Origin of the sequence: Pseudomonas sp. IT-P395 (assembly GCF_949767675.1) — a bacterium.
Classification (GTDB): Bacteria; Pseudomonadota; Gammaproteobacteria; order Pseudomonadales; family Pseudomonadaceae; genus Aquipseudomonas.
Genome location: NZ_CATKPW010000006.1, coordinates 157,823 through 182,304 on the forward strand (window position 1 = coordinate 157,823; position 24,482 = coordinate 182,304).

Genomic DNA, 24,482 nt, shown 5'->3' on the forward strand with positions numbered 1-24,482 from the left:
GCCAGCGTTCTCGCGTGGGAGACGGGCTTTGTTATGACAGAGCAATTGCCATGCCTAAAATTGGATGGCCGTTCAATAACTCCTGAAAACGACGTCGCGACGTGTCTATACGAGACGTCCGACAAAAGGTATTTCGAAGTGCCATCAGCATGGCTGAAAGCCCTGCCCCGCAGCGTGTGAGCAAATCGGTAGCACTTGTGGGAACTGGCCTGCGCGCGGTTTGGGGGGAGTGTCACCGCAAGCACGGGTGACGGACGGTCAGGGCGCGGATCGTATGTAACAGGTGGGAAAGACTCTTATCTGTTTGCGACGCGCTAAAAGGTGGCGTGATTTATTGTCCGTGTTCACTTGGTGAGCAGTTTTGACTGGTCTGACGCTATCGCGAGCAGGCTCACTCCTACAATTGGAATGCGTTCCCCTGTAGGAGTGAGCCTGCTCGCGATTGGGGCAACGCGGTCTCAGCACTCCACCGCGCTGACCGCCAACCCACCTCGCGATGTCTCTTTATATTTGTCATGCATATCCGCACCGGTATCGCGCATGGTGCGGATCACCCGGTCCAGCGAGATAAAGTGCTGACCATCCCCACGCAACGCCATTTGCGCCGCGTTGATCGCCTTCACCGCCGCAATCGCATTGCGCTCGATGCACGGCACTTGCACCAGACCACCGACCGGATCGCAGGTCAGCCCAAGGTTATGTTCCAGGCCAATCTCCGCCGCGTTGCACAATTGCTCCGGCGTAGCGCCAAGAATCTCCGCCAGCCCCGCCGCCGCCATCGCGCAGGCAGAACCGACTTCGCCCTGACAGCCCACCTCAGCGCCCGAGATCGAAGCATTCTTCTTGCACAGAATCCCCACCGCCGCTGCACCGAGGAAGTAATCGACCACGTTGGCGTCAGTCACCGCTTCGCTGAACTTCATAAAGTAGTGCAACACTGCCGGAATGATCCCCGCCGCGCCATTGGTCGGCGCCGTGACCATGCGCCCGCCGGCCGCGTTTTCTTCATTAACAGCCAACGCAAACAGATTGACCCACTCCATCGCGCTCAGCGTCGAGCCGATCACATTGGGTTTGCCCAACTCCTGAAGACTGCGATGCAACTTCGCCGCGCGCCGACGCACATTCAATCCGCCGGGCAGGATGCCTTCGTGTTTCAAACCCTGCTCGACGCAATCCTGCATCGCCCGCCACAGCTTCATCAGCCCGGCGCGGATTTCTTCCTCGCTGCGCCAGACTTTTTCGTTGGCCATCATCAATTCAGCGACGCGAAGATTGTTCCGCTTGCACAACTCCAGCAACTCGACCGCGCTGGAAAAGTCATAAGGCAATTCAGTGCGATCCAGATCAACGACGCCGCTGGACGCCTGCGCTTGATCGACGACAAAACCACCGCCCACCGAATAGTAGGTGTCGCGATGCAGTTCGCCGTGATCACCCTCGGCCACAATCGTCATGGCATTGGGGTGGAACGGCAGGTTCTCGTCGATCAGGCGCATGTCCCGCGCCCAGACAAACGGCACCGACAAACGACCATCCAATAGAAGGGTATGAGTTTCACGCAGGGCCTGGATGCGCGGGCCGATCTGCGACGGGTCGATTGCGTCCGGCCACTCGCCCATCAAGCCCATGATCACCGCGTTGTCGCTGCCGTGACCGATACCGGTAGCAGACAGCGACCCGAACAATTGCACTTCTATACGGCGCACCTGTTCCAGTTGGTGCTTGTCCCGTAGCGACTCGACGAACAACGCCGCGGCGCGCATGGGTCCGACGGTGTGGGAACTGGAAGGGCCGATGCCGATTTTGAACAGGTCGAAAACACTGATAGCCATTGCTGCAGAGCTCCTGAGGATGCCGGTCCGGGACGCAAAAGCGCCCGCTGGCGGAGCTGCTACGCTCAAGCTGCGATCCGCCGGAATGCCCGCATCATCAGGCTTTTGTCCGGACGCACGGCGTCTGACACCGACGCACTCATGTCCACCAGCGCCGCGCCGTTTTCGCCCCGGTTTTTCGCCGTTTTTGTACGGTTCAGATGGCCATTCGGGGCTGAAAAAAGCTGTAAGCGACGTCACTGACACTGGATGCGACCATCCCTGTACTGGATACGACCCCCCCTGTAGGCGTCAGATTTTCACTGGTACATGATCGTTATGACTCGATTGCAAGGCGCCGTGGTAGAGCTGTCTCCAGAACGCCATCCAACCGCAACCTATAAGTGCGGTGGTCCACAGTCGGAACACTGCCAAAAAAAACACCAAGGAGTCCATCCATGAAAGGTTCCCCGTCGTTGTTGTTGGCCGCCATGCTGAGTCTGCCGTTACTGGCGCAAGCTGCAGAACCGGCACAGTGCAGTACCGTTAACTTCTCTGATGTCGGCTGGACCGACATTACCGCCACCACCGCCACCACCTCCGTCGTGCTCAACGCCCTCGGCTACAAGACCAAGACCACCATGATCTCCGTGCCCGTGACCTACAAGTCGCTGGCCGATGGCAAGAACATGGACGTGTTCCTCGGTAACTGGATGCCGACCATGGAAAACGACATCAAGGCCTACCGCGACGCGGGCACCGTGGAAACCGTGCGCACCAACCTCAAGGGCGCCAAATACACCCTCGCCGTGCCGCAAGCCCTGTATGACAAAGGTCTGCATGACTTCGCCGACATCGCCAAATTCAAGAAAGAGCTCGACGGCAAGATCTACGGCATCGAGCCTGGCAACGACGGCAACCGTCTGATCCAGAGCATGATCGACAAGGACGCCTTCGGCCTGAAGACCGCCGGTTTCAAAGTCGTCGAATCATCGGAAGCGGGCATGCTCTCGCAGGTGGATCGCGCGCAAAAACGCGACACAGCGGTGGTCTTCCTCGGCTGGGCGCCGCACCCGATGAACAAGCGCTTCAAGATTCAATACCTGACCGGTGGCGATGATTTCTTCGGCCCCGATTTCGGTGCTGCAACCGTGGCGACCAACACCCGCAAGGGTTACGCCGAGGAATGCAGCAACGTTGGTCAGTTGCTGAAGAACCTGGAGTTCACCGTCGACATGGAAAGCGAACTGATGGGCAACATTCTCGACGACAAGATGAAGCCTGACGCGGCCGCCAAGGCCTGGCTGAAAAAGAATCCACAAGTGCTCGATACCTGGCTCGCTGGCGTGACCACCATTGACGGTAAACCTGGCCTGGAGGCCGTGAAAGCCAAGCTTCAGTAATCGCTTATGCCGGGCGGGTTCGCCCGCCCGGGCTGTTTATTTCCTTGCATGCGGACGTTCACTACCATGCTGATTGATCAGAAAATACCTTTAGGCCAGTACATCGCGGGCTTCGTTGAATGGTTGACGCAACACGGCGCCAACACCTTCGACGCAATCGCCGTGACCCTGGAAACGATGATCCACGGCGTGACGTTTGCGCTGACCTGGTTCAACCCACTGGTCTTGATTGGCCTGATCGCACTACTCGCTCACTTCATTCAGCGTAAATGGGGCCTGACCGCGTTCGTCATCGCCTCCTTCCTGCTGATCCTCAATCTGGGGTACTGGCAGGAGACCATGGAAACCCTCGCCCAGGTCATGTTCGCGACCCTGGTCTGCGTGGTCATCGGCGTGCCGCTGGGCATCGTCGCCGCGCACAAACCGATGTTCTACACGGTCATGCGTCCGGTACTCGATCTGATGCAGACCGTACCGACCTTCGTTTACCTCATTCCGACCCTGACCCTCTTCGGGCTGGGTGTGGTGCCAGGCCTGATCTCCACGGTGGTGTTCGCCATCGCTGCGCCGATCCGCCTGACCTACCTGGGCATCCGCGATGTCCCGCAAGAACTGATGGACGCCGGCAAGGCCTTTGGCTGCTCGCGTCGTCAACTGCTCTCACGGATCGAACTGCCTCACGCCATGCCGAGCATCGCAGCCGGCATCACCCAGTGCATCATGCTGTCGTTGTCGATGGTGGTGATCGCGGCACTGGTAGGCGCCGACGGACTCGGCAAACCGGTGGTCAACGCACTGAACACTGCTGATATCGCCCTGGGCTTCGAAGCGGGCCTGGCGATCGTACTGCTGGCGATCATGCTCGACCGTATCTGCAAACAACCCGACGCCAAAGTAGGGGGTGACGCATGAGCATAATTCGCTTCGAAGACGTCGACGTAATCTTCTCCAAAGATCCACGCGAGGCACTCAAGCTGCTCGATCAGGGCATGACGCGCAACGAGATCCTGAAGAAGACCGGCCAGATCGTCGGCGTGGAAAAAGCCTCGCTGGACATCAACAAAGGCGAAATCTGCGTGCTGATGGGCTTGTCGGGTTCCGGCAAGTCGAGCCTGCTGCGCTGCATCAACGGCCTCAACACCGTGAGCCGCGGCAAGCTGTTCGTCGAGCATGAAAACCGCCAGATCGACATCGCCTCCTGCACCCCGGCCGAGCTGAAAATGATGCGCACCAAACGCATCGCCATGGTGTTCCAGAAGTTCGCCCTGATGCCGTGGCTGACGGTGCGCGAGAACATCAGTTTCGGTCTGGAAATGCAGGGTCGTCCGGAGAAGGAACGCAAGAAACTGGTCGATGAAAAACTCGAACTGGTTGGCCTGACCCAATGGCGCAACAAGAAGCCTGACGAACTCTCCGGCGGCATGCAGCAGCGTGTCGGTCTGGCGCGGGCACTGGCGATGGACGCCGACATTCTGCTGATGGACGAACCGTTCTCGGCGCTCGACCCGCTGATCCGTCAGGGTCTGCAGGATGAACTGCTCGAACTGCAACGCAAGCTGAGCAAGACCATCGTGTTCGTGAGTCACGACCTCGACGAGGCGCTGAAACTCGGTAGCCGCATCGCGATCATGAAAGACGGCCGGATCATCCAGTACAGCGTGCCGGAAGAGATCGTGCTGAACCCGGCGGACGACTATGTGCGTACCTTCGTCGCACACACCAATCCGCTCAATGTGCTCTGCGGTCGCAGCCTGATGCGCACGCTGGACAAGTGCAAACGCATCAATGGTTCGGTGTGCCTGGATCCGGGTGGCGATTCGTGGCTGGACCTGGCCGAAGGCAACACCATCAAAGGCGCGCGGCAGAACGGCTCGGTGCTGAACCTGCAGAACTGGGCACCGGGGCAAGCGGTGGAAGGCCTGGAGCGCAAGCCGACACTGGTGGACTCGAACATCGGCATGCGCGATGCGTTGCAGATTCGTTATCAGACCGGCAACAAGCTGGTGCTGCACGATGACAATCATGTGGTGGGGATCCTGGGCGACAGCGAGTTGTATCACGCGTTGCTGGGCAAGAACCTCGGTTAAGGAGGGATAAAAAAAGGGATCGCGGTGAGCGATCCCTTTTTATTGGGTCAGGAAAAAAGCCCCTCATCGGAACGCCGCCCGCCTAGCCCTCTCCCAGAGGGAGAAGGAACCTACCGAGTAGTACTTTCAAGCTACATCGACCTGAGAAATCGAGTCGAACTCAGGTATTGAAAAGCCCCCGATCTGCTCCCTTTCCCCCTCTCCCTTAGGGAGAGGGCTGGGGTGAGGGGGCTTTTGACTTTAGCTGTACACCCGGCCAAGGAGCTGCCGATGGCTTTCAAACTGATCGAGCACATCCCGCGTGATCTGATCCTGCGTGAAGCCCATCAGGTCGTAATCCTGGCTGCCGTTGTGCAGATACACCTCCGCGCGGTAGTAACGCTGACGCGCTTCATCGGACTGCGCCGATTCAGTCGGGGTCGCCAGATAGCCGTCCAGGCTCACTTCGTAAACGAAAGGGTTGCCCTCTTCCATCTCGACGCGCACGCCCATGCAACGCTTGGATTTACCCAACAGCGTCTGCACTTCCAGCCCCTGCGCACGCATCTGCGCGGTGGCATCTTCCAGCGCCGGGCTGACCTGCTTGTCCATGAAACGCTGCACCACCGATTGGCTCGGTTGCAGGTCCAGTTGCGTCAGACGCTCGCTGAAACCACGACGACCGCGCTCCGCCAGTTGCGCTTGCTCCTGTTCGATCTGCACGTCCTGACGCATCGCCTTGTGCAGGCCGAACATGAAGAACACCAGCACTACCGAGAACGGCAGGCCAGCCAACACGACCATGGTTTGCATGGCTTCGAAGTTACCGGCAAACAGCAGACCGATGGTCACCAGGGTGATCACCACCGACCAGAAGATCCGCAGCCAGTGCGGCGCATCTTCGTCGACGTTGCCGCCCTTGCAGGACAGATTCGCCATCATCACCGCGCCAGAGTCGGCCGGGGTCAGGAACAGTACGAAACCAACAAAGATCGACACACCGATGACGACTTTCGACGCCGGGTAGTGCTCAAGCAATTGATAAATCGCCATCGACGGCTGTTCCAGGGCCGTCTTGCCCAGCTCCACCGCGCCATGGTTCATCACCAGGTCCAGCGCCGAGTTACCGAAGATCGACAGCCAGGCCAGGGTAAAGCCCAGCGGAATCAACAGCACGCCAGCCACCAGCTCACGCACGGTACGACCACGGGAAATACGCGCGATGAACATGCCAACGAATGGCGCCCAGGAAATCCACCACGCCCAGTAGAACAGGGTCCACAGGCCCATCCAGCGCTCGGACTTGGCGTTATCGCCCTCGTACACATAAAGGTCGAAGGTTTTCAGCACGATGCCATTGAGGTAGTCACCGATGTTCTGCACGAAGCCGTTGAGCAGGTGCAGGGTCGGGCCGAACAGCAATACGAAAATCAGCAGACCGCTGAACAGTACGATGTTCAGGTTGGACAGACGACGGATGCCGTTTTCCACGCCGGACACGGCAGCGATGGTCGCCACGGTGCTCATCACGATGATCACGATCAAAAGGTTAGTGTTGCTGTGTTCCATGCCGAACAGGTTTTCCAGCCCCGACGACACTTGCAGCGAACCAATCCCCAGGTTCGTCACCAGACCCAGCAGGGTCACGAACATGCCGAAGCCGTCCACCGCGTGACCGGCCGCACCCTTGACCCAACGCTCGCCGACCAGCGGATACAGCGCCGAACGCAGGGCCAGCGGCTGGTTATGCCGGTAAGCAAAGTACGCTACGGCCAGACCAACCAGTGCGTAGATCGCCCAGCCGTGCAGGCCCCAGTGCAAGAAAGTCAGCTGTACAGCCTGACGCGCGGCCATGTTGCTGGCCGATGTGCCTTCCGGCGGATTGAAGTAGTGATCCAGTGGCTCGGACGCGCCGAAGTACAGCAGCGAAATACCGATACCCGACGAGAACAGCATCCCCGCCCAGGCGCCGTAACTGAAATCCGGGGTGTCGTCCTTGCTGCCCAGTTTGAGTTTGCCGTACGAGGAAAACGCCAGGCCCACCACAAACACCAGGTAGGCGGCGATGACCACCATGTAGTACCAGCCGAAGCTGCGCGACAACCAGGCCTGAGCGATACCCAACAGTCTGCCGGCCTCTTGCGGGGCGATAATCAGAATGGCGGTCAACAACAGAATCAGCGCGGTAGAGGTGTAAAACACCCAACCGTTGACCGTCACCTTCTCGGGCGGGGTCTTTATAAGCGAGGCAGAACTCATGGCACAAATGCTCCAGGCAGTGCGAGAGAAGAACACAAGGCAACACGGAACCCGACCAATCGGTTAGTTGGCAGCCGACCGGCGGGTGATATAAAGACATCCCGAAAAAAGCCCGAACCTGCCGAAATGGCGCTGCGAATCGCTTTCGTGGCCGAAGGTGGACGGACGTTCATCCGAAACCTGGCCGTGAGCGTCTTGCCCTTTCAACACGTCCATCGAATCGCGAACCGCGCCATGCCCCACGCAGGTTTCGAGCTGTTTCAGATGTCGGTTTTATCGCCACTTACACGTAGGAAAAATCTGTAGGCAGCGACGATTTGTCGCAGATCTTATTCTTTGTTGATTGAACGTTCAATCAAAACAAAATAGACTGGCCGTCAATCCGATAGGCGTCATTCGCCGCTCGGAAGGCCTAAGGAGATGTGCAAGATGCCCAAGGTCGGTATGCAACCCATCCGCCGCCAACAACTGATCGAAGCCACTTTGCAGGCGGTCGATCAGGTCGGAATGGGGGACGCCAGCATTGCGCTGATCGCCCGTTTGGCCGGTGTCTCGAATGGCATCATCAGTCATTACTTTCAGGACAAGAACGGCCTGATTGCCGCCACGATGCGGTATCTGATGACCGCCCTCAGCGAGAGCGTCACCGCGCGCCGTCAGGCGCTGGCAGATGACAGCCCACGGGCGCATCTGCAGGTGATCATCGAAGGCAACTTCGACGCCAGCCAGGTCAATGGCCCGGCAATGAAAACCTGGCTGGCCTTCTGGGCCACCAGCATGCACCAGCCGTCTTTGCACAGGTTGCAGCGGATCAACGATCACCGTCTGTATTCCAACCTGTGCTGCCAGTTCCGCCGTGTGCTGTCGCTCGAAGATGCGCGCAGCGCAGCACGAGGACTGGCAGCGTTGATTGACGGCTTGTGGTTGCGCGGTGCTTTGTCGGGAGACGCTTTCGACACGGCGCAGGCGCAACAGATCGCTTACGAATACATGGATTTCCAATTGGCCAAGAAGGTGAGCTAGAGCACACAGAAAACGCTCGGCCCCTGAACGCCACCGCAGCCTCACCGCGGTGGTCAACGCCAACCACCAATGCACTTGCGAGGACACTATGGCCCGTTTCGAACTGCAAAAACTTTACATCGATGGCGCGTACTCCGACGCCGGCAGCGATGCCACCTTCGAAGCCATCAACCCGGCTAACGGTGAAGTCCTCGCACTGGTGCAACGTGCGACCAAGGAAGACGTCGAGCGCGCCGTAGTCAGCGCTGAAAAGGGCCAGAAAATCTGGGCCGCGATGACCGCCATGGAGCGTTCGCGCATCCTGCGTCGTGCCGTCGACATCCTGCGCGAGCGCAACGATGAACTGGCCGCGCTGGAAACCCTGGACACCGGCAAATCCTTCTCCGAAACCAAATACGTCGACATCGTTACCGGCGCTGACGTGCTGGAATACTACGCAGGCCTGGTACCGGCCATCGAAGGCGAGCAGATCCCGCTGCGTGACACTTCTTTCGTCTACACCCGTCGCGAGCCGCTGGGCGTTGTCGCCGGTATCGGCGCGTGGAACTACCCGATCCAGATCGCCCTGTGGAAATCCGCACCAGCCCTGGCGGCCGGTAACGCGATGATCTTCAAGCCAAGCGAAGTCACCTCGCTGACCACCCTGAAACTGGCCGAGATCTACACCGAAGCCGGCGTTCCAAACGGTGTGTTCAACGTACTGACCGGCAGCGGCCGTGAAGTCGGCACCTGGCTGACCGAGCACCCGCGCATCGAGAAAATCTCGTTCACTGGCGGCACCGACACCGGCAAAAAAGTAATGGCCAGCGCTTCGGCTTCGTCGCTCAAAGACGTGACCATGGAACTGGGTGGCAAATCCCCGCTGATCATCTGCGACGACGCGGACCTGGATCGCGCTGCCGACACCGCGATGATGGCCAACTTCTACAGCTCCGGTCAGGTCTGCACCAACGGCACTCGCGTGTTCGTTCCGGCGCACCTGAAAGCCGCGTTCGAAGCCAAGATCGTTGAACGCGTTGCACGCATCCGCGTTGGCAACCCGGAAGACGAAAACACCAACTTCGGCCCGCTGGTCAGCTTCGCGCACATGGAAAGCGTGCTGGGTTACATCGCCAAAGGTAAAGAGCAAGGCGCCCGCGTGCTGTGTGGCGGCGAGCGTCTGACCGACGGCGAATTCGCCAAAGGCGCATTCGTGGCACCTACCGTGTTCACCGATTGCACCGACGACATGACCATCGTTCGTGAAGAAATCTTTGGCCCAGTGATGGCGATCCTCTCCTACGAAACCGAAGAAGAAGTGATCCGCCGCGCCAACGACACCGACTTCGGCCTGGCCGCCGGTATCGTCACCAAAGACCTGAACCGCGCGCACCGCGTGATTCATCAACTGGAAGCCGGTATCTGCTGGATCAACGCCTGGGGCGAGTCCGACGCAAAAATGCCGGTTGGCGGTTACAAGCAGTCGGGTGTCGGCCGTGAGAACGGCATCAGCTCGCTGAACAACTTCACCCGCATCAAATCGGTACAGGTCGAGCTGGGCGATTACGTTTCGGTGTTCTAAGACCCGAGATTTGCATTGCCCGCGAAGGCCTCTTCGCGGGCAAGCCCGCTCCCACAGGCTTGGAGTCGTCCATCCAATTTGTGGCAGCCCCCAATCCCTGTGGGAGCTGGCTTGCCAGCGATTCGAGTGCACAGCACTCGCCAAGGTCCGACCTGACCACTATCAAAGAGGGTGCATTCAATGTCCCAAGAATTCGATTACATCATCATCGGTGCCGGCTCGGCCGGTAACACCCTGGCGACCCGTCTGACTGAAGACGCTGGCGTCACCGTTCTGCTGCTCGAAGCAGGCGGCCCGGACTACCGTTTCGACTTCCGCACGCAAATGCCGGCTGCACTGGCGTTCCCGCTGCAAGGTCGTCGTTACAACTGGGCGTACGAAACCGATCCAGAGCCACACATGGACGGTCGCCGGATGGAATGCGGTCGCGGCAAAGGCCTCGGCGGTTCCTCGTTGATCAACGGCATGTGCTACATCCGTGGTAACGCCATGGACTACGACGGCTGGGCAAAACTGCCAGGTCTGGAAGACTGGTCGTACCTCGACTGCCTGCCGTACTTCCGCAAAGCCGAAACCCGCGACATCGGCCCGAACGACTACCACGGTGGCGAAGGCCCGGTCAGCGTGACCACGCCGAAGGCTGGCAACAACCCGCTGTTCCACGCCATGGTTGAAGCTGGCGTACAAGCCGGTTACCCGCGCACCGAAGACTTGAACGGTTACCAGCAGGAAGGCTTCGGCCCGATGGACCGCACCGTGACGCCGAACGGCCGTCGTGCCTCCACCGCCCGTGGCTACCTCGACACCGCGAAAAAGCGTTCGACCCTGACCATCGTCACCCACGCCCTGACCGACAAAATTCTGTTTGAAGGCAAGCGTGCCGTTGGCGTGCGTTACCTGGTCGGCGACGCCGAAGAGCGCGTCGAAGTCAAAGCGCGCAAAGAAGTGCTGCTGTGCTCCGGCGCCATCGCTTCGCCGCAGATTCTGCAGCGCTCCGGTGTCGGTCCTGCCGAACTGCTGAAGTCGCTCGACATTCCGGTCGTTCACGACCTGCCGGGCGTCGGTGAAAACCTGCAGGATCACCTTGAGCTGTACCTGCAATACGCCTGCACTCAGCCGGTTTCGCTGTACCCGTCGCTGCTCTGGTACAACCAGCCGGCCATCGGTGCCGAGTGGCTGTTCAACGGCACCGGCATCGGCGCCAGCAACCAGTTCGAAGCCGGCGGTTTCATCCGTTCGCGTCCGGAATTCGAATGGCCGAACATCCAGTACCACTTCCTGCCAGTGGCGATTAACTACAACGGCAGCAACGGTGTGAAAGAGCACGGTTTCCAGGCGCACATGGGTTCCATGCGCTCGCCAAGCCGTGGTCGCATCCAGGCCAAATCGAAAGACCCGCGCCAGCACCCGAGCATCCTGTTCAACTACATGGCTACCGAGCAGGACTGGCAGGAATTCCGCGACGGCATCCGCCTGACCCGTGAAATCATGCAGCAGCCGGCACTCGACGCTTTCCGTGGCCGCGAAATCAGCCCGGGTATCGAAGTGCAAACCGATGAGCAGTTGGACAAGTTCATCCGCGAGCACGCCGAAACCGCGTTCCACCCGTCCTGCTCGTGCAAGATGGGCACCGACGAGATGGCTGTGGTTGATGGCGAAGGTCGCGTGCACGGCATGCAGAGCCTGCGTGTGGTCGATGCCTCGATCATGCCGATCATCACCACCGGCAACCTCAACGCGCCGACGATCATGATCGCCGAGAAAATCGCCGACAAGATCCGTGGTCGCAAACCACTGCCGCGCAGCAATGCTGCTTACTACGTGGCGGGCGATGCGCCGGTGAAGGGCAAGCCGATGCGTGATATCACCCCGGCGGCTCAGTAAGACGTAATACCGCGTCACGGCTAATCGCTGGCAAGCCAGCTCCCACAGGGTTTTGCGTCGTTCACACATATTGTGTTCACCAAAAAACCTGTGGGAGCCTGGCTTGCCAGCGATGGGGCCCTCAGATTCAGCACAAATTCCCTCGCTGCACAGTAAATCCCCCTACACCCCCTCTTCACTTGATCCTACCCCCACGCAGGCCTACTCTAGACCTCGCGCAACCGTTTCACCCCTCCCCGCCGAGTAGCCTCACCCCGCTTCCCCCTGACAAGGAGGTTCCCGAATGTTCGATTTCCACCCCCAGCTCAAGCAGCGCTTCGCTGCCTTGCGCACGGGCGCTGAGTTCTTTTCCCTGCGATACGTAAGCGAGTCCGGGCAGTACCTGTCGGTACGTAAAAACGTCGCCGAACCGCCGAGCCTGAGCCGCGACGAAGGCGCGATGCTCACCGTTCGGGTCAATGGTGTTGAGGCCTACGCGGCGACCAACGATCTGTCGCAACAAGGTCTGCAAGCCGCCCTCGAACGCGCCGAGCTGCAAGCCCGTCGGCTCAAGCCGCACGCCTTGCTCGACCTGCGCGATCAGCCAGTGTCCAGCGATCGCGCTGATTACTTTTCGCCCAATCTCGAACAACCCTTCCCGTCCCTGAGCGAATGCTTTGAGCTGCTCGGCGCGGAATCCGCCTCGGTGCCAAAGGATGAGCGCCTGGTGAATTGGCAGGTGAGCATTGGCATCACCCACGTCGAACAGATCTACCTGAGCAGCGCCGGGGCTGAATTGCGCCAGGCCCAGCGCTTCGTTTATCCAGGCCTCGACGTCACCGCTTACGACGGCAACGACAGCCAGACTCGCAGCCTCGGTCGCGAGAACTTCGGCCAACAGGGCGGCGCTGACGTGATCAGCCGTTGCGGTTTGATCGGCGCCGGTCCGCAAGTTGCCGATCAGGCCCTGCAATTGCTGCTTGCGCCGAACACCCCGCAAGGCCCGCGCGACCTGCTGTTGATGCCGGACCAGATGATGCTGCAGATCCACGAATCCATCGGCCACCCGCTGGAACTCGACCGCATTCTCGGCGACGAACGCAATTACGCCGGCACCAGTTTCGTCAAAGCCAGCGACTTCGGCAGCCTGCAATACGGCTCCAAACTACTCAACGTGACCTTCGATCCAGGCATTCCCGAAGAACTGGCCAGCTATGGCCACGATGACGACGGCAGCAAGGCCAGCAAACAATTCCTGATCCGCGATGGCCTGTTGCTGCGTCCGCTGGGCGGGGCGCTGTCGCAGTTCCGCGCCGGTCTCGATGGCGTTGCCAACAGCCGCGCCTGCGGCTGGAACCGTGCGCCGATCGATCGCATGGCCAACCTTAATATCGAGCCGGGCGATCAGCCACTGAACAAACTGATCGAAGGCATCGAGAACGGCATTCTGATGAGCACCAACCGTTCTTGGTCGATCGACGATGCGCGCAACAAATTCCAGTTCGGCTGTGAATGGGGCCAGTTGATCGAAAACGGCGAACTCAAAGGCGTAGTAAAAAACCCGAACTACCGGGCGATTTCCGCGCACTTCTGGAAAAGCCTGCGCGCCGTCGGCGACGCCAACACCGTCAAGGTGCTGGGCACGCCGAACTGCGGCAAGGGCGAACCGAACCAGGTGATCCGCGTCGGCCACGCTTCGCCGGCCTGCGTATTCAGCAACGTTGATGTGTTTGGGGGAGACGCCTGATGAGCATTTCGAAGAGTCAGTCCGACGCCTTCAAGGTCATGGTCGAGTGGCTGCGCGACAGCGTGCGCGAGCCGGAACAATTCACCCTCAGCTTTGCCGCCGAATCCTCGGCGTTCGTGCGTTTCAATCACGCCAAGGTACGTCAGGCCGGACAAGTGCAGCAGGCCAATATCGTCCTGAAACTGATCAACGATGGTCGCCACGCCGACCTTCAGGTCACCCTGTCCGGTGATCAGGAAGGCGATCTGCAACGGCTTGCCGAAGGTCTGCAACAACTGCGCGAAACCCTGCCGTTGCTGCCGCAGGATCCGTATCTGTTGCTCAACCACAACGGCTGGCAGAGCCAGAACGTGCAGGAACATCCGCTGCCGGACACTGAACAGGTGGTCGATGAAATCTGTGCTGCCGCTGAGGGTCTGGACTTGGTTGGCTTCTATGCCGCCGGCCCGATCAGCCGTGGCTTCGCCAGTTCTTCGGGAGCGTTTGGCTGGCATCAGGCCAACAGCTTCAACTTCGATTTCAGCCTGTTCCACGAGAACGGTGAAGCGGTGAAAGCCAGCTACGCCGGGCATGACTGGAGTAGCGAAGGTTTCGCCAAGCGCTTTGCTCAGGCACGTGAGCAACTGGAGTTTCTCGGCCGCCCGCTGCGCACCTTGGCGCCGGGGCAGTACCGTGCGTATCTGGCACCGGCGGCGCTGGAAGAAATCATGGGCATGCTGAGCTGGGGCGGTTTCTCGGCGCAGTCAATCGCGAGCAAGAGCAGCCCGTTGCAGAAGTTGTATGTCGGCGATCAGGCCTTCAGTCCGCTGCTGTCGCTGGATGAAAAAGTCAGTGAATCGCTGAGCCCGGCGTTTTCCGGCGAAGGTTATCCGCGCAGCGATCTGCGGCTGATCGTCGAAGGCAAAGCGGGCGATCAACTGGTCGGTTCGCGCAGCGCCGCCGAATATGGCCTGGCCGCCAACGGCGCCGGCGGCGGTGAAATGCCAAGTGCGTTGAACATGGCAGCGGGTGATCTGGCGCAAGCAGAGATCCTCAAGCAGTTGGGCACCGGGTTGTACATCAGCAACCTGTGGTACCTGAACTACTCGGATCAACCGGCCGCGCGCATGACTGGCATGACCCGTTTCGCGACCTTCTGGGTCGAGAACGGCGAGATTCAGGCGCCGGTGAGCACCATGCGCTTTGACGATAGCGCCTACAGCCTGCTCGGTTCGCAGCTGGAAGCGTTGACCGCCGAGCGCGAGTTGCTGCTGTCGGCGAGTACGTACAGCCAGCGCAATACCTCGTCGGCGTTACTGCCGGGGGCGCTGGTCAGCCGTTTAACCCTGACCCTCTGACGGTGATCGTTCCCACGCTCTGCGTGGGAATGCAGCCGGGGACGCTCTGCGTCCCAGCCAAAAGCGGACGCGGAGCGTCCGTTGAGGCATTCCCACGCGGAGCGTGGGAACGATCATTAACCCCAACGACAAGAGGTTCCATGCCCAACCGCCCGCCTCTCGACGCCATCACCGCCCGCTGGTTGCCGTGGGTCGTCGCCATCGCTTTCTTCATGCAGTCCCTCGACGGGACCATCCTCAATACCGCCCTGCCCGCCATGGCTCGCGACCTGGCCGAAGATCCCTTGCGTATGCAAGGTGTGATCATCGCCTACATGCTCACTGTGGCCTTGCTGATCCCGGCTTCGGGCTGGATCGCCGACCGCTTCGGCACCAAGAAAATCTTCTTCGGCGCGATTCTGCTGTTCAGTTTCGGCTCACTGCTCTGCGCGCTGTCGAGCAGCCTGAGCATGCTGATTGGCGCCCGGGTCATTCAGGGTCTGGGCGGTGCGCTGATGCTGCCGGTCGGCCGACTGGTCGTGCTGCGCGCTTATCCACGATCCGAGTTGGTGCGGATCATGGGTTTCATCACCATCCCCGGCCTGCTCGGCCCGTTGATCGGCCCGACCATGGGCGGCTGGATGGTCGAATACCTGACGTGGCACTGGATCTTCCTGATCAACCTGCCGGTCGGCGTGATCGGCTGCTACGCGGTGTGGAAGTTCATTCCCGACCTGCGCGGCACTGAGCGTACGCGCTTCGATAGTCTGGGTTTTCTGTTGTTCGGCGCGGCGATGATCCTGATCACCATCGCCATGGAAGGCCTCGGCGAACTGCACTTGCCGCACCTGCGCGTGATGTTGCTGCTGTTCGGTGGCATGGCCTGTCTGGCGGCGTACTGGTTGCGCGCCGGGCACATTGAAAACCCGCTGTTCGCACCGTCGCTGTTCAAGACCCGCACGTTTGCCGTCGGTATTCTCGGCAACCTGTTCGCCCGTTTGGGCAGCGGTGCTCTACCGTTTCTTGTGCCGTTGCTGTTGCAAGTGGCGCTGGGCTATTCGCCGTCGCAAGCGGGGATGAGCATGCTGCCGCTGGCGGCGGCGGCGATGATCGCCAAGTGGGTGGCGCGACCGCTGATCGAACGGCTCGGCTATCGCATCGTCCTCACCGGCAACACCTTGGCACTGGGGATCATGCTGGCGAGCATGGGCCTGGTCAGCGAGCAGACGCCGTACTGGCTGCTGCTGTGCCTGCTGGCGATTCTCGGCGCGATCAACTCGCTGCAATTTACGGCGATGAACACCGTGACGCTGATTGATCTCGACGATGCCAGCGCCAGCAGTGGCAACAGCTTGCTCTCGGTGGTCGCGCAGTTGTCGCTGAGTCTGGGGGTGGCGTGCGCGGGTGCGTTGCTCGGTGGGTTTACCGCAGAGATCGGTAACGATGGCGTGGAAACCGTGCTCGGTGCCTTCCAGCTGACCTTCGTCACGGTCGGGATCATGGCAATGCTTGCCGCGACGATCTTCTCGCAACTGTCGAAGGAAGACGGCCGCCGCGCCAAACGCCCGGAAGAACACATCGAACATTAACCACTGTTCGTCCAGAACTTTCGAAGAAAGTGGCACGGGGCTGCTACACTGCGCGACATTTTGTTTTGCAGGCCAGTCCCGTGACCACCATCGCCACCGCTTTTAATACTCTGCCGCTGTCCGCCGCCATGCTGGCTAACCTCGAATCCCTCGGTTATGCCCAGATGACGCCGATCCAGGCGCAGAGCTTGCCGGTGATCCTCAAGGGGATGGACCTGATCGCCCAGGCCAAGACCGGCAGTGGCAAGACCGCCGCGTTCGGCATCGGCCTGCTCAACCCGATCAACCCGCGCTACTTCGGTTGCCAGGCACTGGTGATCTGCCCGACGCGTGAGCTGGCCGACCAGGTCGCCAAGGAAATCCGTCGTCTGGCCCGTGCCGAAGACAACATCAAGGTCCTGACCCTGTGCGGCGGCGTGTCGTTCGGCCCGCAGATTGCTTCGCTGGAGCACGGGGCGCACATCATCGTCGGCACCCCGGGGCGCATCCAGCAGCACCTGCGCAAGGGTTCGCTGGTCCTCGACGGCCTGAACACGCTGATTCTCGACGAAGCCGACCGCATGCTCGACATGGGTTTCTACGATGCCATCGAAGACATCATCGTCAAGACCCCGGAGCGTCGTCAGACCCTGCTGTTCTCCGCGACTTACCCGGTGGGCATCAAGCAACTGGCGTCGAAGTTCATGCGTGATCCGCAAACGGTGAAAGCCGAAGCGTTCCACGATGACACGCAGATCGAGCAGCGTTTCTACGAGATTTCCCCGGAAGATCGCATGAGCGCAGTGACCAAAGTCCTGCACCACTTCCGTCCGGCGTCCTGCGTGGCGTTCTGCTTCACCAAGCAGCAAGTTCAGGAAACCGTTGATCACCTGACCGCCAAAGGCATTTCCGCCGTCGGCCTGCACGGCGATCTGGAACAGCGTGATCGCGATCAGGTGCTGGCGATGTTCGCCAACCGCAGTACCTCGGTACTGGTCGCCACCGACGTCGCCGCCCGTGGTCTGGACATCGATGCGCTGGACATGGTGATCAACGTCGAACTGGCCCGCGATTCGGAAATCCACATTCACCGCGTTGGCCGCACCGGTCGCGCTGGCGAGAAAGGCATCGCGATCAGCCTGGTTGCTCCGGGCGAAGCGCACCGCGCGCAAGCCATTGAGCAGCTGCAGAAGTCGCCGCTGAACTGGGATCAGGTCGATAACCTCAAGTCCCAAGGCCTTGCCCCGCTGCAACCGCCGATGACCACGCTGTGCATCGGCGCGGGCCGTAAAGACAAGGTTCGCCCGGGCGACATTCTGGGTGCTCTGACGGGTGATGCCGGTATTCCGGGTGCGCAGGTTGGCAAGATCGCGATTTTCGACTTCCAGGCTTATGTGGCTGTTGACCGCACCGTGGCCATGCAGGCCTTGCAGCGTTTGAACGACGGCAAGATCAAGGGCCGCTCGCTGCGCGTCCGCATCCTCTGACCTGATCGTTCCCACGCTCTGCGTGGGAATGCATCCCGTGACGCTCCGCGTCACATAACAACGGACGCAGAGCGTCCATGGCGGCATTCCCACGCAGAGCGTGGGAACGATCATTGTGTGAGGACACCGTTTTGCGCTCTACCGAAGTCGTGATCATTGGCGCTGGCGCCGCTGGGTTGATGTGTGCACTGACCGCCGCCGGGCGTGGGCGTCAGGTGTTGCTGCTCGACCATGCGAACAAGGCCGGCAAGAAAATCCTGATGTCGGGCGGTGGCCGCTGCAATTTCACCAACATGTACACCGAGCCGAGCAATTTCCTCTCGCAGAACCCGCATTTCTGCAAATCCGCACTGGCGCGCTACACCCAGTGGGATTTCATCGGCATGGTCGGAAAACACGCCGTGCTGTACCACGAGAAGAAACTCGGTCAGCTGTTCTGCGATAACAAATCCAGCGATATCCTCGAAATGCTCCTGACGGAGTGCGATCAGGCCGGCGTCGAGTTGCACCTGGATACCTCGATCCAGACCATCGAAAAGGTCGAAAGCGGTTACCTGCTCGACACCACCCTCGGTCAGATCCAGTGCGAGTCGCTGGTGATCGCTACCGGCGGTCTGTCGATCCCGACGCTGGGCGCTACCGGTTTTGGTTATCAAGTCGCCAAGCAGTTCGGCCATGAATTGCTGCCGACTCGCGCCGGCCTGGTGCCGTTCACCATCACCGACCAGCTCAAAGAACTGTGCACCGAGTTGTCCGGGACTTCGGTGGATTGTCTGGTCAGCTGCAACGATCAGAGCTTTCGCGAGAACATCCTGTTCACTCACCGAGGCCTCAGTGGTCCGGCGATTTTGCAGATTTCCTCGTTCTGGGAATCCGGCGACACGGTGGAAATCAACCTGCTACCGGATCACGACGCGGCGAGCTGGCTGCAACAGCAAGTGGCCGAGCGCCCGAACAGTGAATTGAAAACTTTGCTGGGTGAGATTTTCACCAAGAAGATGGCCAATTTGCTGGCAGATAACTGGTTCGTGTCCAAGCCGATGAAGCAGTACACCCATGCTGAACTGGCGGAAATCGCCGAGAAGCTCGGCAGCTGGAAAGTCGTGCCGGCGGGGACTGAGGGTTATCGCACCGCCGAGGTAACACTCGGTGGCGTCGATACCCGCGAAGTGTCGTCGAAAACCATGGAATCGCTGAAAAGCCCCGGCCTGTACTTCATCGGCGAAGTCCTCGACGTCACCGGGCATCTGGGCGGCTTCAACTTCCAGTGGGCCTGGGCCTCGGGCTACGCCGCCGCGCAGTACGCTTAATTCAAAGCTAAATACAAAAACCTGTGGGAGCTGGCTTGCCAGCGATGAGGCCGGCAGATCCAACATCATTGTTGACTGTCATGCAGCCATCGCTGGCAAGCCAGCTCCCACAGGGTTCCGTGCCCAATTCAAGATTTAGTTCTACACAAGATCTCAAAGGAACACTTTTTGCTGTCAGATGTGATCGGCGCCATTGCGTCGGCGTCATTACTGGCTCAATTTAGCGGCATCGCCTCGGAAGGCCTTCGCACTTCATGTCCTCGACCTCGTTTCGTCAGTCTTTGCGGCGCCTGTGGGCGCTGGATAAATTCAGCTATAGCGTGCGGGTGTTCATCGCCCTGACCGGCAGCATGGCGCTGTGTTGGTATCAGGATGAAATGGGCCTGCTGATCCCGTTGTTCCTGGGGATTATCGCCAGCGCCCTGGCCGAGACCGACGACAGTTGGCAGGGCCGCCTCAACGCCCTCGCCGTGACACTGGTGTGCTTCAGCATCGCCGCACTGTCGGTGGAATTGCTCTTCCCCTACCCCATCGTGTTTGCCATTGCATTGGCGCTGGCCAGTTTCGGCCTGACCATGCTCGGAGCACTCGGCGAGCGTTATGGCGCGATTGCTTCGGCGACGTTGATTCTGTCCGTATACACAATGATCGGCGTTGATCAGCGCGGTGGCGCGGTCACCGATTTTTGGCACGAGCCGATGCTGCTGGTGGCCGGGGCGGCTTGGTACGGCTTGCTCTCGGTGCTGTGGCAGGCGCTGTTTTCCAACCAGCCGGTGCAACAAAGTCTGGCGCGATTATTCCGTGAGCTGGGCTTTTACCTGAAGTTGAAATCCTCGCTGTTCGAGCCGATCCGGCAAATGGATGTGGAAGCGCGGCGTCTGGAACTGGCCCAGCAGAACGGTCGCGTGGTGGCGGCGCTGAACAGTGCCAAGGAAATCATCCTGCACCGCGTCGGCAACGGCCGCCCCGGCTCGAAAGTCAGCCGCTACCTGAAGCTGTATTTCCTCGCGCAAGACATCCACGAACGCGCCAGCTCCTCGCACTACCCGTACAACGCGCTGGCCGAAGCGTTCTTCCACAGCGACGTGCTGTTCCGCTGCCAACGCCTGTTGCGCCAGCAAGGCAAGGCCTGCCGCGCTCTGGCCGAATCGATCCAGATGCGCCAGCCATTTATTTATGACGCGAGTTTCGCCGAAGCCCTCAGCGACCTCGACGCCTCCCTCGAACACCTGCGCATCCAGAGCAATCCGGCCTGGCGCGGATTGCTGCGTTCGCTGCGCGCACTGGCGGCCAACCTCGGCACCCTCGATCGTTTGCTCAGCGACGCGAGCAACCCGGATGCCTTGGCCGATGCGACCGACAGCAGCCTGCTCGACCGTTCGCCGCGCAACCTCAAAGACGTCTGGGTGCGCCTGCGCACGCAACTGACGCCGACTTCTCTGTTGTTCCGTCATGCCCTGCGCCTGCCCTTGGCCCTGAGTATCGGCTACGGCATGGTGCACCTGATTCACCCGTCGCAAGGCTACTGGATCATCCTCACCACGCTGTTCGTCTGCCAGCCGAACTATGGCGCGACGCGGCGCAAACTCGGTCAGCGGATCCTTGGCACCGCTATCGGCCTGACCGTGGCGTGGGCGCTGTTCGATCTGTTCCCGAGTCCGTTGGTGCAGTCGTGCTTTGCCATCGCCGCCGGCGTGGTGTTCTTTACCAACCGCACCACCCGCTACACCCTCGCGACGGCGGCGATCACCATCATGGTGCTGTTCTGCTTCAACCAGGTCGGTGACGGTTACGGACTGTTCCTGCCACGCCTGTTCGATACGCTGCTGGGCAGCCTGATTGCCGGCCTGACGGTATTCCTGTTCCTGCCGGACTGGCAGGGTCGACGCCTGAACAAAGTGCTGGCCAACACCCTGACCTGCAACAGCATCTACCTGCGCCAGATCATGCAGCAATACGCCGCGGGCAAGAGCGACGATCTCGCGTATCGGCTGGCCCGGCGCAATGCGCACAACGCTGATGCGGCGCTGTCGACGACACTGGCAAACATGCTCATGGAGCCGGGGCATTTCCGTAAGGAAGCGGATGTTGGATTCCGCTTTCTGGTGTTGTCGCACACGTTGTTGAGTTATCTGTCAGGACTTGGCGCGCATCGCGAGACGCAGTTGCCGGCGGATGTGCGCGAGCATTTGATCGATGGCGCCGGGGTGAAACTGGCGACGAGCATTGATGAAATCGCCCAAGGGCTGGCGAACAAGCAGCCGGTGGCGATTCAGAGTGACGAGGAAGAAGCGCTGGCCAATGAGCTGGAGCAGATGGCCGATGAGATCGATGAGGGGCAGCGGCTGGTGCAGACGCAGTTGGCGTTGATCTGCCGGCAGTTGGGGCCGTTGCGGACGTTGGCGGCGCATCTGATCAAGGACACCTCAGAAATCAGCGGCGGTTGACAGGGCGTCATCGCGAGCAGGCTCACTCCTACAGGGGAACGCATTCCAAATTGTAGGAGTGAGCCTGCTCGCGATAGCGACATCTGCCACACAGAGAATTCTGGATCGACCCTCACATCCCATGCTGCCTCAACAACTTGTCATAACTGCCATCCGCCTTCATCGCCGCAATCGCCTTATCAAACCCTGCAACAATCTGCTCATGCTGCGGATTCTTCAGGCTCACCAGAATGTGCAGGCTGTTCTCACTCAACGGCTTGGGCAAGAACTCCACTGAATTGCGCACCTTGGCTGATTCGCGCGCCAGGTAATACTTCGCCACATACTCATCCTCCAGCGTCAACTTGACCCGATCCGCCGCGAGCATGCGCACGGCCATGGCGAAGTTATGCACAGGGACTTTCTGCAACGCCGTGTCGGCATCGAACGGCGCCGAATAGGCATAGCCGCGCACCACCGCAATCGGGTACGTGTGCAATTGCTGCAGATTGGAATAATCGAGTGGCGTGTCTTTGCGCTTGAGAAAGCGGATGCGGTTGAGCAGGTATTCCCCGGAAAACTCGCCCAGCTTGGTCCGCTCATCGTTGTACCAGGCGTTGACCAACACGTCGTAGCGGCCTTCGCCGACACCGAGCAGCGCCCGCGCCCAAGGCACCTGTTCGTAGCCGCTGGCATAACCGGCCCGGGCCAGGGCAGTCGTGACGATGTCGGTGGCCAGTCCGCCGTTGACCAGCGTGTCGTCGGTAAAGGGTGGCCAGATATCAAACACCAGCCGCAGCTTCTCCGCTGCAGCAGTCTGAGCCAGCAAGAGCAATCCGACCAAAGCAAAGGCTCGATGCAAACGCGGCATGCTTGAAAATCCTTAGCGGGCAGGTTGCCCAGCATGTTTTCAGCCAAAACCCCAAGGCCCCTTACCGGCAAAACCCAGGCCCTAACATTAGCTCATTGCAGCCAGTGCACAGGGCTCTTCAGCAGATTACACAAAGTCGCCGAGACTGCGAGAAAGGAATGATGGCATTTTGACCTTTGTCACAGACTCTTACGCCATAAAGACATCTTTGCCGCAGGCGCTTAGTATCGGGCGACACGTTCAAGGAATCGGCAAATGACAATCGAATGGGTCTGCAAACATCACAGTGATCTGGGCAAGGAACAGCTGTACGCGCTGTTGAAGCTGCGCTCGGACGTGTTCGTGGTTGAACAGAAATGCGCTTATCCGGACCTCGACGGTCAGGATCTGGAAGGCGATACCTATCACCTGATGGGTTGGGAAGATGATCAGTTGATGGCCTACCTGCGCCTGCTGGATCCGGAATCCCAGGGCGGCGACGTGGTGATCGGCCGGGTGATTACTGCACCGCAGGGGCGCGGCAAAGGGCTGGGGCACGAAATGATGGAGCAGGCGCTGAAACAGGCTGAAAAGCATTGGCCGCAGGTGCCGATCTATCTGTCGGCACAGGCGCATTTGCAGGGGTATTACGGCAAGTACGGGTTTGTTGTGGCGGGTGAAGAGTATCTGGAGGATGACATTCCACACATCGGGATGCGTCGTGCCTGAACAGCCCCTCACCCTAGCCCTCTCCCGGAGGGAGAGGGGACTGACCGAGTTGTGCTGCGCTATCCGCCGACCTGAAAAACCGAGTCGATTATGGATTCAACGGCGCTCGCTCACGTCGGCGTAACTCTCAAATATCCCCCAATCGGCTCCCTCTCCCTCCGGGAGAGGGCTGGGCGGGCGGCGTTCCGATGAGGGGCTCTTCAGGGATACTCCAGAACAGCCTTGATCTGCCGCAAATTGCGCTCGATCCACCCCCGATCAATCGCCCCCCACTCGCGAATCCGATAGCGCCCGGCGTGATTGCGCGCGCCCTCTTCCTGCTCGAACTCACAAACGATATCCAGATCCGCCAACGCCGCAATCGTGTCCTGCGCCGTGCGCCGGGGCATGCCGGTCACTTCGGTCAGCGTCGGCACACTCGGCGCCAGACCGCTGTCGATCAGGTACGCCACATACAAGCGGCGGTAGAAACTGCTTTTGGTCTTGCTGACGTCCATCCACACCTTCCTGATTGCGTACTGTTAAGCCTGCAGATCCCGCCACGTCAGGTACACGCGCAGATCAAACTCGACCTGGTGGTACCCCGGCAGCATGTGCTCACACAATTTATAGAACGCCTTGTTGTGATCCGACTCTTTGAAATGCGCCAGTTCATGCACCACGATCATTTTCAGAAAGTCCGGCGCGGCGTCCTTGAACAACGAGGCGATACGAATCTCTTTCTTGGCCTTGAGCTTGCCGCCCTGCACCCGCGACACCGTGGTGTGCAGACCGAGGGCGCGGTGCGTCAGGTCGAGGCGATTGTCGAACAGCACCTTGTCGATGGCCGGCGCGTTGCGCAGGTATTCCTGCTTCAAGTCCAGCGCATAGCTGTACAAAGCCTTGTCGCTCTGCACGTCGTGCCGTCCCGGATAGCGTTGATTCAGGTAATCACCCAGACGCCCTTCGGCGATCAATTGGCGCACCTGATCCTGTAATTGCGCGGGATAGGCCTGGAGGTACTTCAACACAGTCATGGACAAGCGACACGGTTCGAAAAAGGTCCGCCAGTGTAGCGAAT

The 24,482-nt window shown here is 60.0% G+C and carries 18 protein-coding genes; 13 read left to right on the top strand and 5 right to left on the bottom strand.

Going from position 1 to position 24,482, the window contains the following annotated elements:
- Positions 1-458: 458 nt before the first annotated feature.
- Positions 459-1,835: an L-serine ammonia-lyase gene (locus ACM6IN_RS05995; RefSeq protein ID WP_095112759.1), complete on the bottom strand. Its 1,377-nt coding sequence runs from the start codon at positions 1,833-1,835 to the stop codon at positions 459-461.
- A gap of 437 nt (positions 1,836-2,272) precedes the next feature.
- On the opposite strand from ACM6IN_RS05995, the gene ACM6IN_RS06000 reads away from it, so the two are divergent.
- The 3 genes from ACM6IN_RS06000 (at position 2,273) to choV (ending at position 5,304) form a co-directional block, all read left to right on the top strand.
- Entirely contained in the window at positions 2,273-3,217 is a 945-nt protein-coding gene (locus ACM6IN_RS06000; RefSeq protein ID WP_007918300.1) for a choline ABC transporter substrate-binding protein, read from the top strand.
- 66 nt (positions 3,218-3,283) lie between these two features.
- Positions 3,284-4,129 (top strand): choline ABC transporter permease subunit, encoded by an 846-nt coding sequence (choW, locus tag ACM6IN_RS06005; RefSeq protein WP_007918299.1) that lies wholly within the window; start codon positions 3,284-3,286, stop codon positions 4,127-4,129.
- On the top strand, positions 4,126-5,304 hold the full coding sequence (choV, locus tag ACM6IN_RS06010; RefSeq protein ID WP_007918297.1) for a choline ABC transporter ATP-binding protein: 1,179 nt from the start codon (positions 4,126-4,128) through the stop codon (positions 5,302-5,304). Before choW ends, choV begins: the two co-directional genes overlap by 4 nt.
- A gap of 240 nt (positions 5,305-5,544) precedes the next feature.
- Here the strand turns inward: choV and betT are convergent, their stop codons facing one another.
- Entirely contained in the window at positions 5,545-7,542 is a 1,998-nt protein-coding gene (gene betT / locus ACM6IN_RS06015; RefSeq protein ID WP_007918294.1) for a choline BCCT transporter BetT, read from the bottom strand.
- A gap of 429 nt (positions 7,543-7,971) precedes the next feature.
- On the opposite strand from betT, the gene betI reads away from it, so the two are divergent.
- The 9 genes from betI to yccS all read left to right on the top strand — a co-directional run bounded on the left by betI (position 7,972) and on the right by yccS (position 21,864).
- Positions 7,972-8,565 (top strand): transcriptional regulator BetI, encoded by a 594-nt coding sequence (betI, locus tag ACM6IN_RS06020; RefSeq protein WP_007918292.1) that lies wholly within the window; start codon positions 7,972-7,974, stop codon positions 8,563-8,565.
- 88 nt (positions 8,566-8,653) lie between these two features.
- Positions 8,654-10,126, top strand: coding sequence for a betaine-aldehyde dehydrogenase (betB, locus tag ACM6IN_RS06025; RefSeq protein ID WP_123376206.1), 1,473 nt, complete (start codon positions 8,654-8,656; stop codon positions 10,124-10,126).
- Positions 10,127-10,306: 180 nt separating this feature from the next.
- On the top strand, positions 10,307-12,010 hold the full coding sequence (gene betA, locus ACM6IN_RS06030) for a choline dehydrogenase (RefSeq protein WP_414893077.1): 1,704 nt from the start codon (positions 10,307-10,309) through the stop codon (positions 12,008-12,010).
- Between the two features lie 283 nt (positions 12,011-12,293).
- Positions 12,294-13,736: a TldD/PmbA family protein gene (locus tag ACM6IN_RS06035; RefSeq protein ID WP_414915591.1), complete on the top strand. Its 1,443-nt coding sequence runs from the start codon at positions 12,294-12,296 to the stop codon at positions 13,734-13,736.
- A complete protein-coding gene (locus tag ACM6IN_RS06040; protein WP_414915592.1) occupies positions 13,736-15,073 on the top strand; it encodes a TldD/PmbA family protein in 1,338 nt (445 codons plus the stop codon). Before ACM6IN_RS06035 ends, ACM6IN_RS06040 begins: the two co-directional genes overlap by 1 nt.
- Positions 15,074-15,213: 140 nt before the next feature.
- Positions 15,214-16,641 (top strand): multidrug transporter subunit MdtD, encoded by a 1,428-nt coding sequence (mdtD, locus tag ACM6IN_RS06045; RefSeq protein WP_007913788.1) that lies wholly within the window; start codon positions 15,214-15,216, stop codon positions 16,639-16,641.
- Between the two features lie 128 nt (positions 16,642-16,769).
- Positions 16,770-18,107, top strand: coding sequence for an ATP-dependent RNA helicase DbpA (dbpA, locus tag ACM6IN_RS06050; protein ID WP_230669476.1), 1,338 nt, complete (start codon positions 16,770-16,772; stop codon positions 18,105-18,107).
- 131 nt (positions 18,108-18,238) lie between these two features.
- Positions 18,239-19,417 (top strand): NAD(P)/FAD-dependent oxidoreductase, encoded by a 1,179-nt coding sequence (locus ACM6IN_RS06055; RefSeq protein WP_414915593.1) that lies wholly within the window; start codon positions 18,239-18,241, stop codon positions 19,415-19,417.
- A gap of 254 nt (positions 19,418-19,671) precedes the next feature.
- Positions 19,672-21,864, top strand: a complete 2,193-nt coding sequence (gene yccS / locus ACM6IN_RS06060; protein WP_414915594.1) for a YccS family putative transporter — start codon at positions 19,672-19,674, stop codon at positions 21,862-21,864.
- A 112-nt stretch (positions 21,865-21,976) separates the two neighbouring features.
- Here yccS and ACM6IN_RS06065 read toward each other — a convergent pair whose 3' ends face one another.
- Positions 21,977-22,714, bottom strand: a complete 738-nt coding sequence (locus ACM6IN_RS06065; RefSeq protein ID WP_007913782.1) for a substrate-binding periplasmic protein — start codon at positions 22,712-22,714, stop codon at positions 21,977-21,979.
- A 255-nt stretch (positions 22,715-22,969) separates the two neighbouring features.
- Here ACM6IN_RS06065 and ACM6IN_RS06070 point away from each other — a divergent pair, with 255 nt between their 5' ends.
- Complete coding sequence (locus ACM6IN_RS06070) at positions 22,970-23,422, top strand: GNAT family N-acetyltransferase (RefSeq protein WP_038358715.1); 453 nt, start codon at positions 22,970-22,972, stop codon at positions 23,420-23,422.
- Positions 23,423-23,622: 200 nt separating this feature from the next.
- Here ACM6IN_RS06070 and ACM6IN_RS06075 read toward each other — a convergent pair whose 3' ends face one another.
- The gene (locus ACM6IN_RS06075) at positions 23,623-23,919 is read right to left on the bottom strand and encodes a winged helix-turn-helix domain-containing protein (protein WP_007913779.1); all 297 of its coding nucleotides are present in this window, start codon (positions 23,917-23,919) and stop codon (positions 23,623-23,625) included.
- Between the two features lie 24 nt (positions 23,920-23,943).
- A complete protein-coding gene (locus tag ACM6IN_RS06080; protein WP_414915595.1) occupies positions 23,944-24,438 on the bottom strand; it encodes a M48 family metallopeptidase in 495 nt (164 codons plus the stop codon).
- Between the last annotated feature and the right edge of the window lie 44 nt (positions 24,439-24,482).

What these genes read in the sequence shown, in the direction of transcription:
- yccS (WP_414915594.1), top strand. Translation starts at nt 19,672, where the DNA reads ATGTCCTCGACCTCGTTTCGTCAGTCTTTGCGGCGCCTGTGGGCGCTG.
- choV (WP_007918297.1), top strand. Translation starts at nt 4,126, where the DNA reads ATGAGCATAATTCGCTTCGAAGACGTCGACGTAATCTTCTCCAAAGAT.
- betT (WP_007918294.1), bottom strand. Translation starts at nt 7,542, where the DNA reads ATGAGTTCTGCCTCGCTTATAAAGACCCCGCCCGAGAAGGTGACGGTC.
- ACM6IN_RS06000 (WP_007918300.1), top strand. Translation starts at nt 2,273, where the DNA reads ATGAAAGGTTCCCCGTCGTTGTTGTTGGCCGCCATGCTGAGTCTGCCG.
- choW (WP_007918299.1), top strand. Translation starts at nt 3,284, where the DNA reads ATGCTGATTGATCAGAAAATACCTTTAGGCCAGTACATCGCGGGCTTC.
- ACM6IN_RS05995 (WP_095112759.1), bottom strand. Translation starts at nt 1,835, where the DNA reads ATGGCTATCAGTGTTTTCGACCTGTTCAAAATCGGCATCGGCCCTTCC.
- mdtD (WP_007913788.1), top strand. Translation starts at nt 15,214, where the DNA reads ATGCCCAACCGCCCGCCTCTCGACGCCATCACCGCCCGCTGGTTGCCG.
- ACM6IN_RS06035 (WP_414915591.1), top strand. Translation starts at nt 12,294, where the DNA reads ATGTTCGATTTCCACCCCCAGCTCAAGCAGCGCTTCGCTGCCTTGCGC.
- betB (WP_123376206.1), top strand. Translation starts at nt 8,654, where the DNA reads ATGGCCCGTTTCGAACTGCAAAAACTTTACATCGATGGCGCGTACTCC.
- betI (WP_007918292.1), top strand. Translation starts at nt 7,972, where the DNA reads ATGCCCAAGGTCGGTATGCAACCCATCCGCCGCCAACAACTGATCGAA.
- ACM6IN_RS06065 (WP_007913782.1), bottom strand. Translation starts at nt 22,714, where the DNA reads ATGCCGCGTTTGCATCGAGCCTTTGCTTTGGTCGGATTGCTCTTGCTG.
- ACM6IN_RS06080 (WP_414915595.1), bottom strand. Translation starts at nt 24,438, where the DNA reads ATGACTGTGTTGAAGTACCTCCAGGCCTATCCCGCGCAATTACAGGAT.
- ACM6IN_RS06070 (WP_038358715.1), top strand. Translation starts at nt 22,970, where the DNA reads ATGACAATCGAATGGGTCTGCAAACATCACAGTGATCTGGGCAAGGAA.
- ACM6IN_RS06075 (WP_007913779.1), bottom strand. Translation starts at nt 23,919, where the DNA reads ATGGACGTCAGCAAGACCAAAAGCAGTTTCTACCGCCGCTTGTATGTG.
- betA (WP_414893077.1), top strand. Translation starts at nt 10,307, where the DNA reads ATGTCCCAAGAATTCGATTACATCATCATCGGTGCCGGCTCGGCCGGT.
- ACM6IN_RS06040 (WP_414915592.1), top strand. Translation starts at nt 13,736, where the DNA reads ATGAGCATTTCGAAGAGTCAGTCCGACGCCTTCAAGGTCATGGTCGAG.
- dbpA (WP_230669476.1), top strand. Translation starts at nt 16,770, where the DNA reads ATGCTGGCTAACCTCGAATCCCTCGGTTATGCCCAGATGACGCCGATC.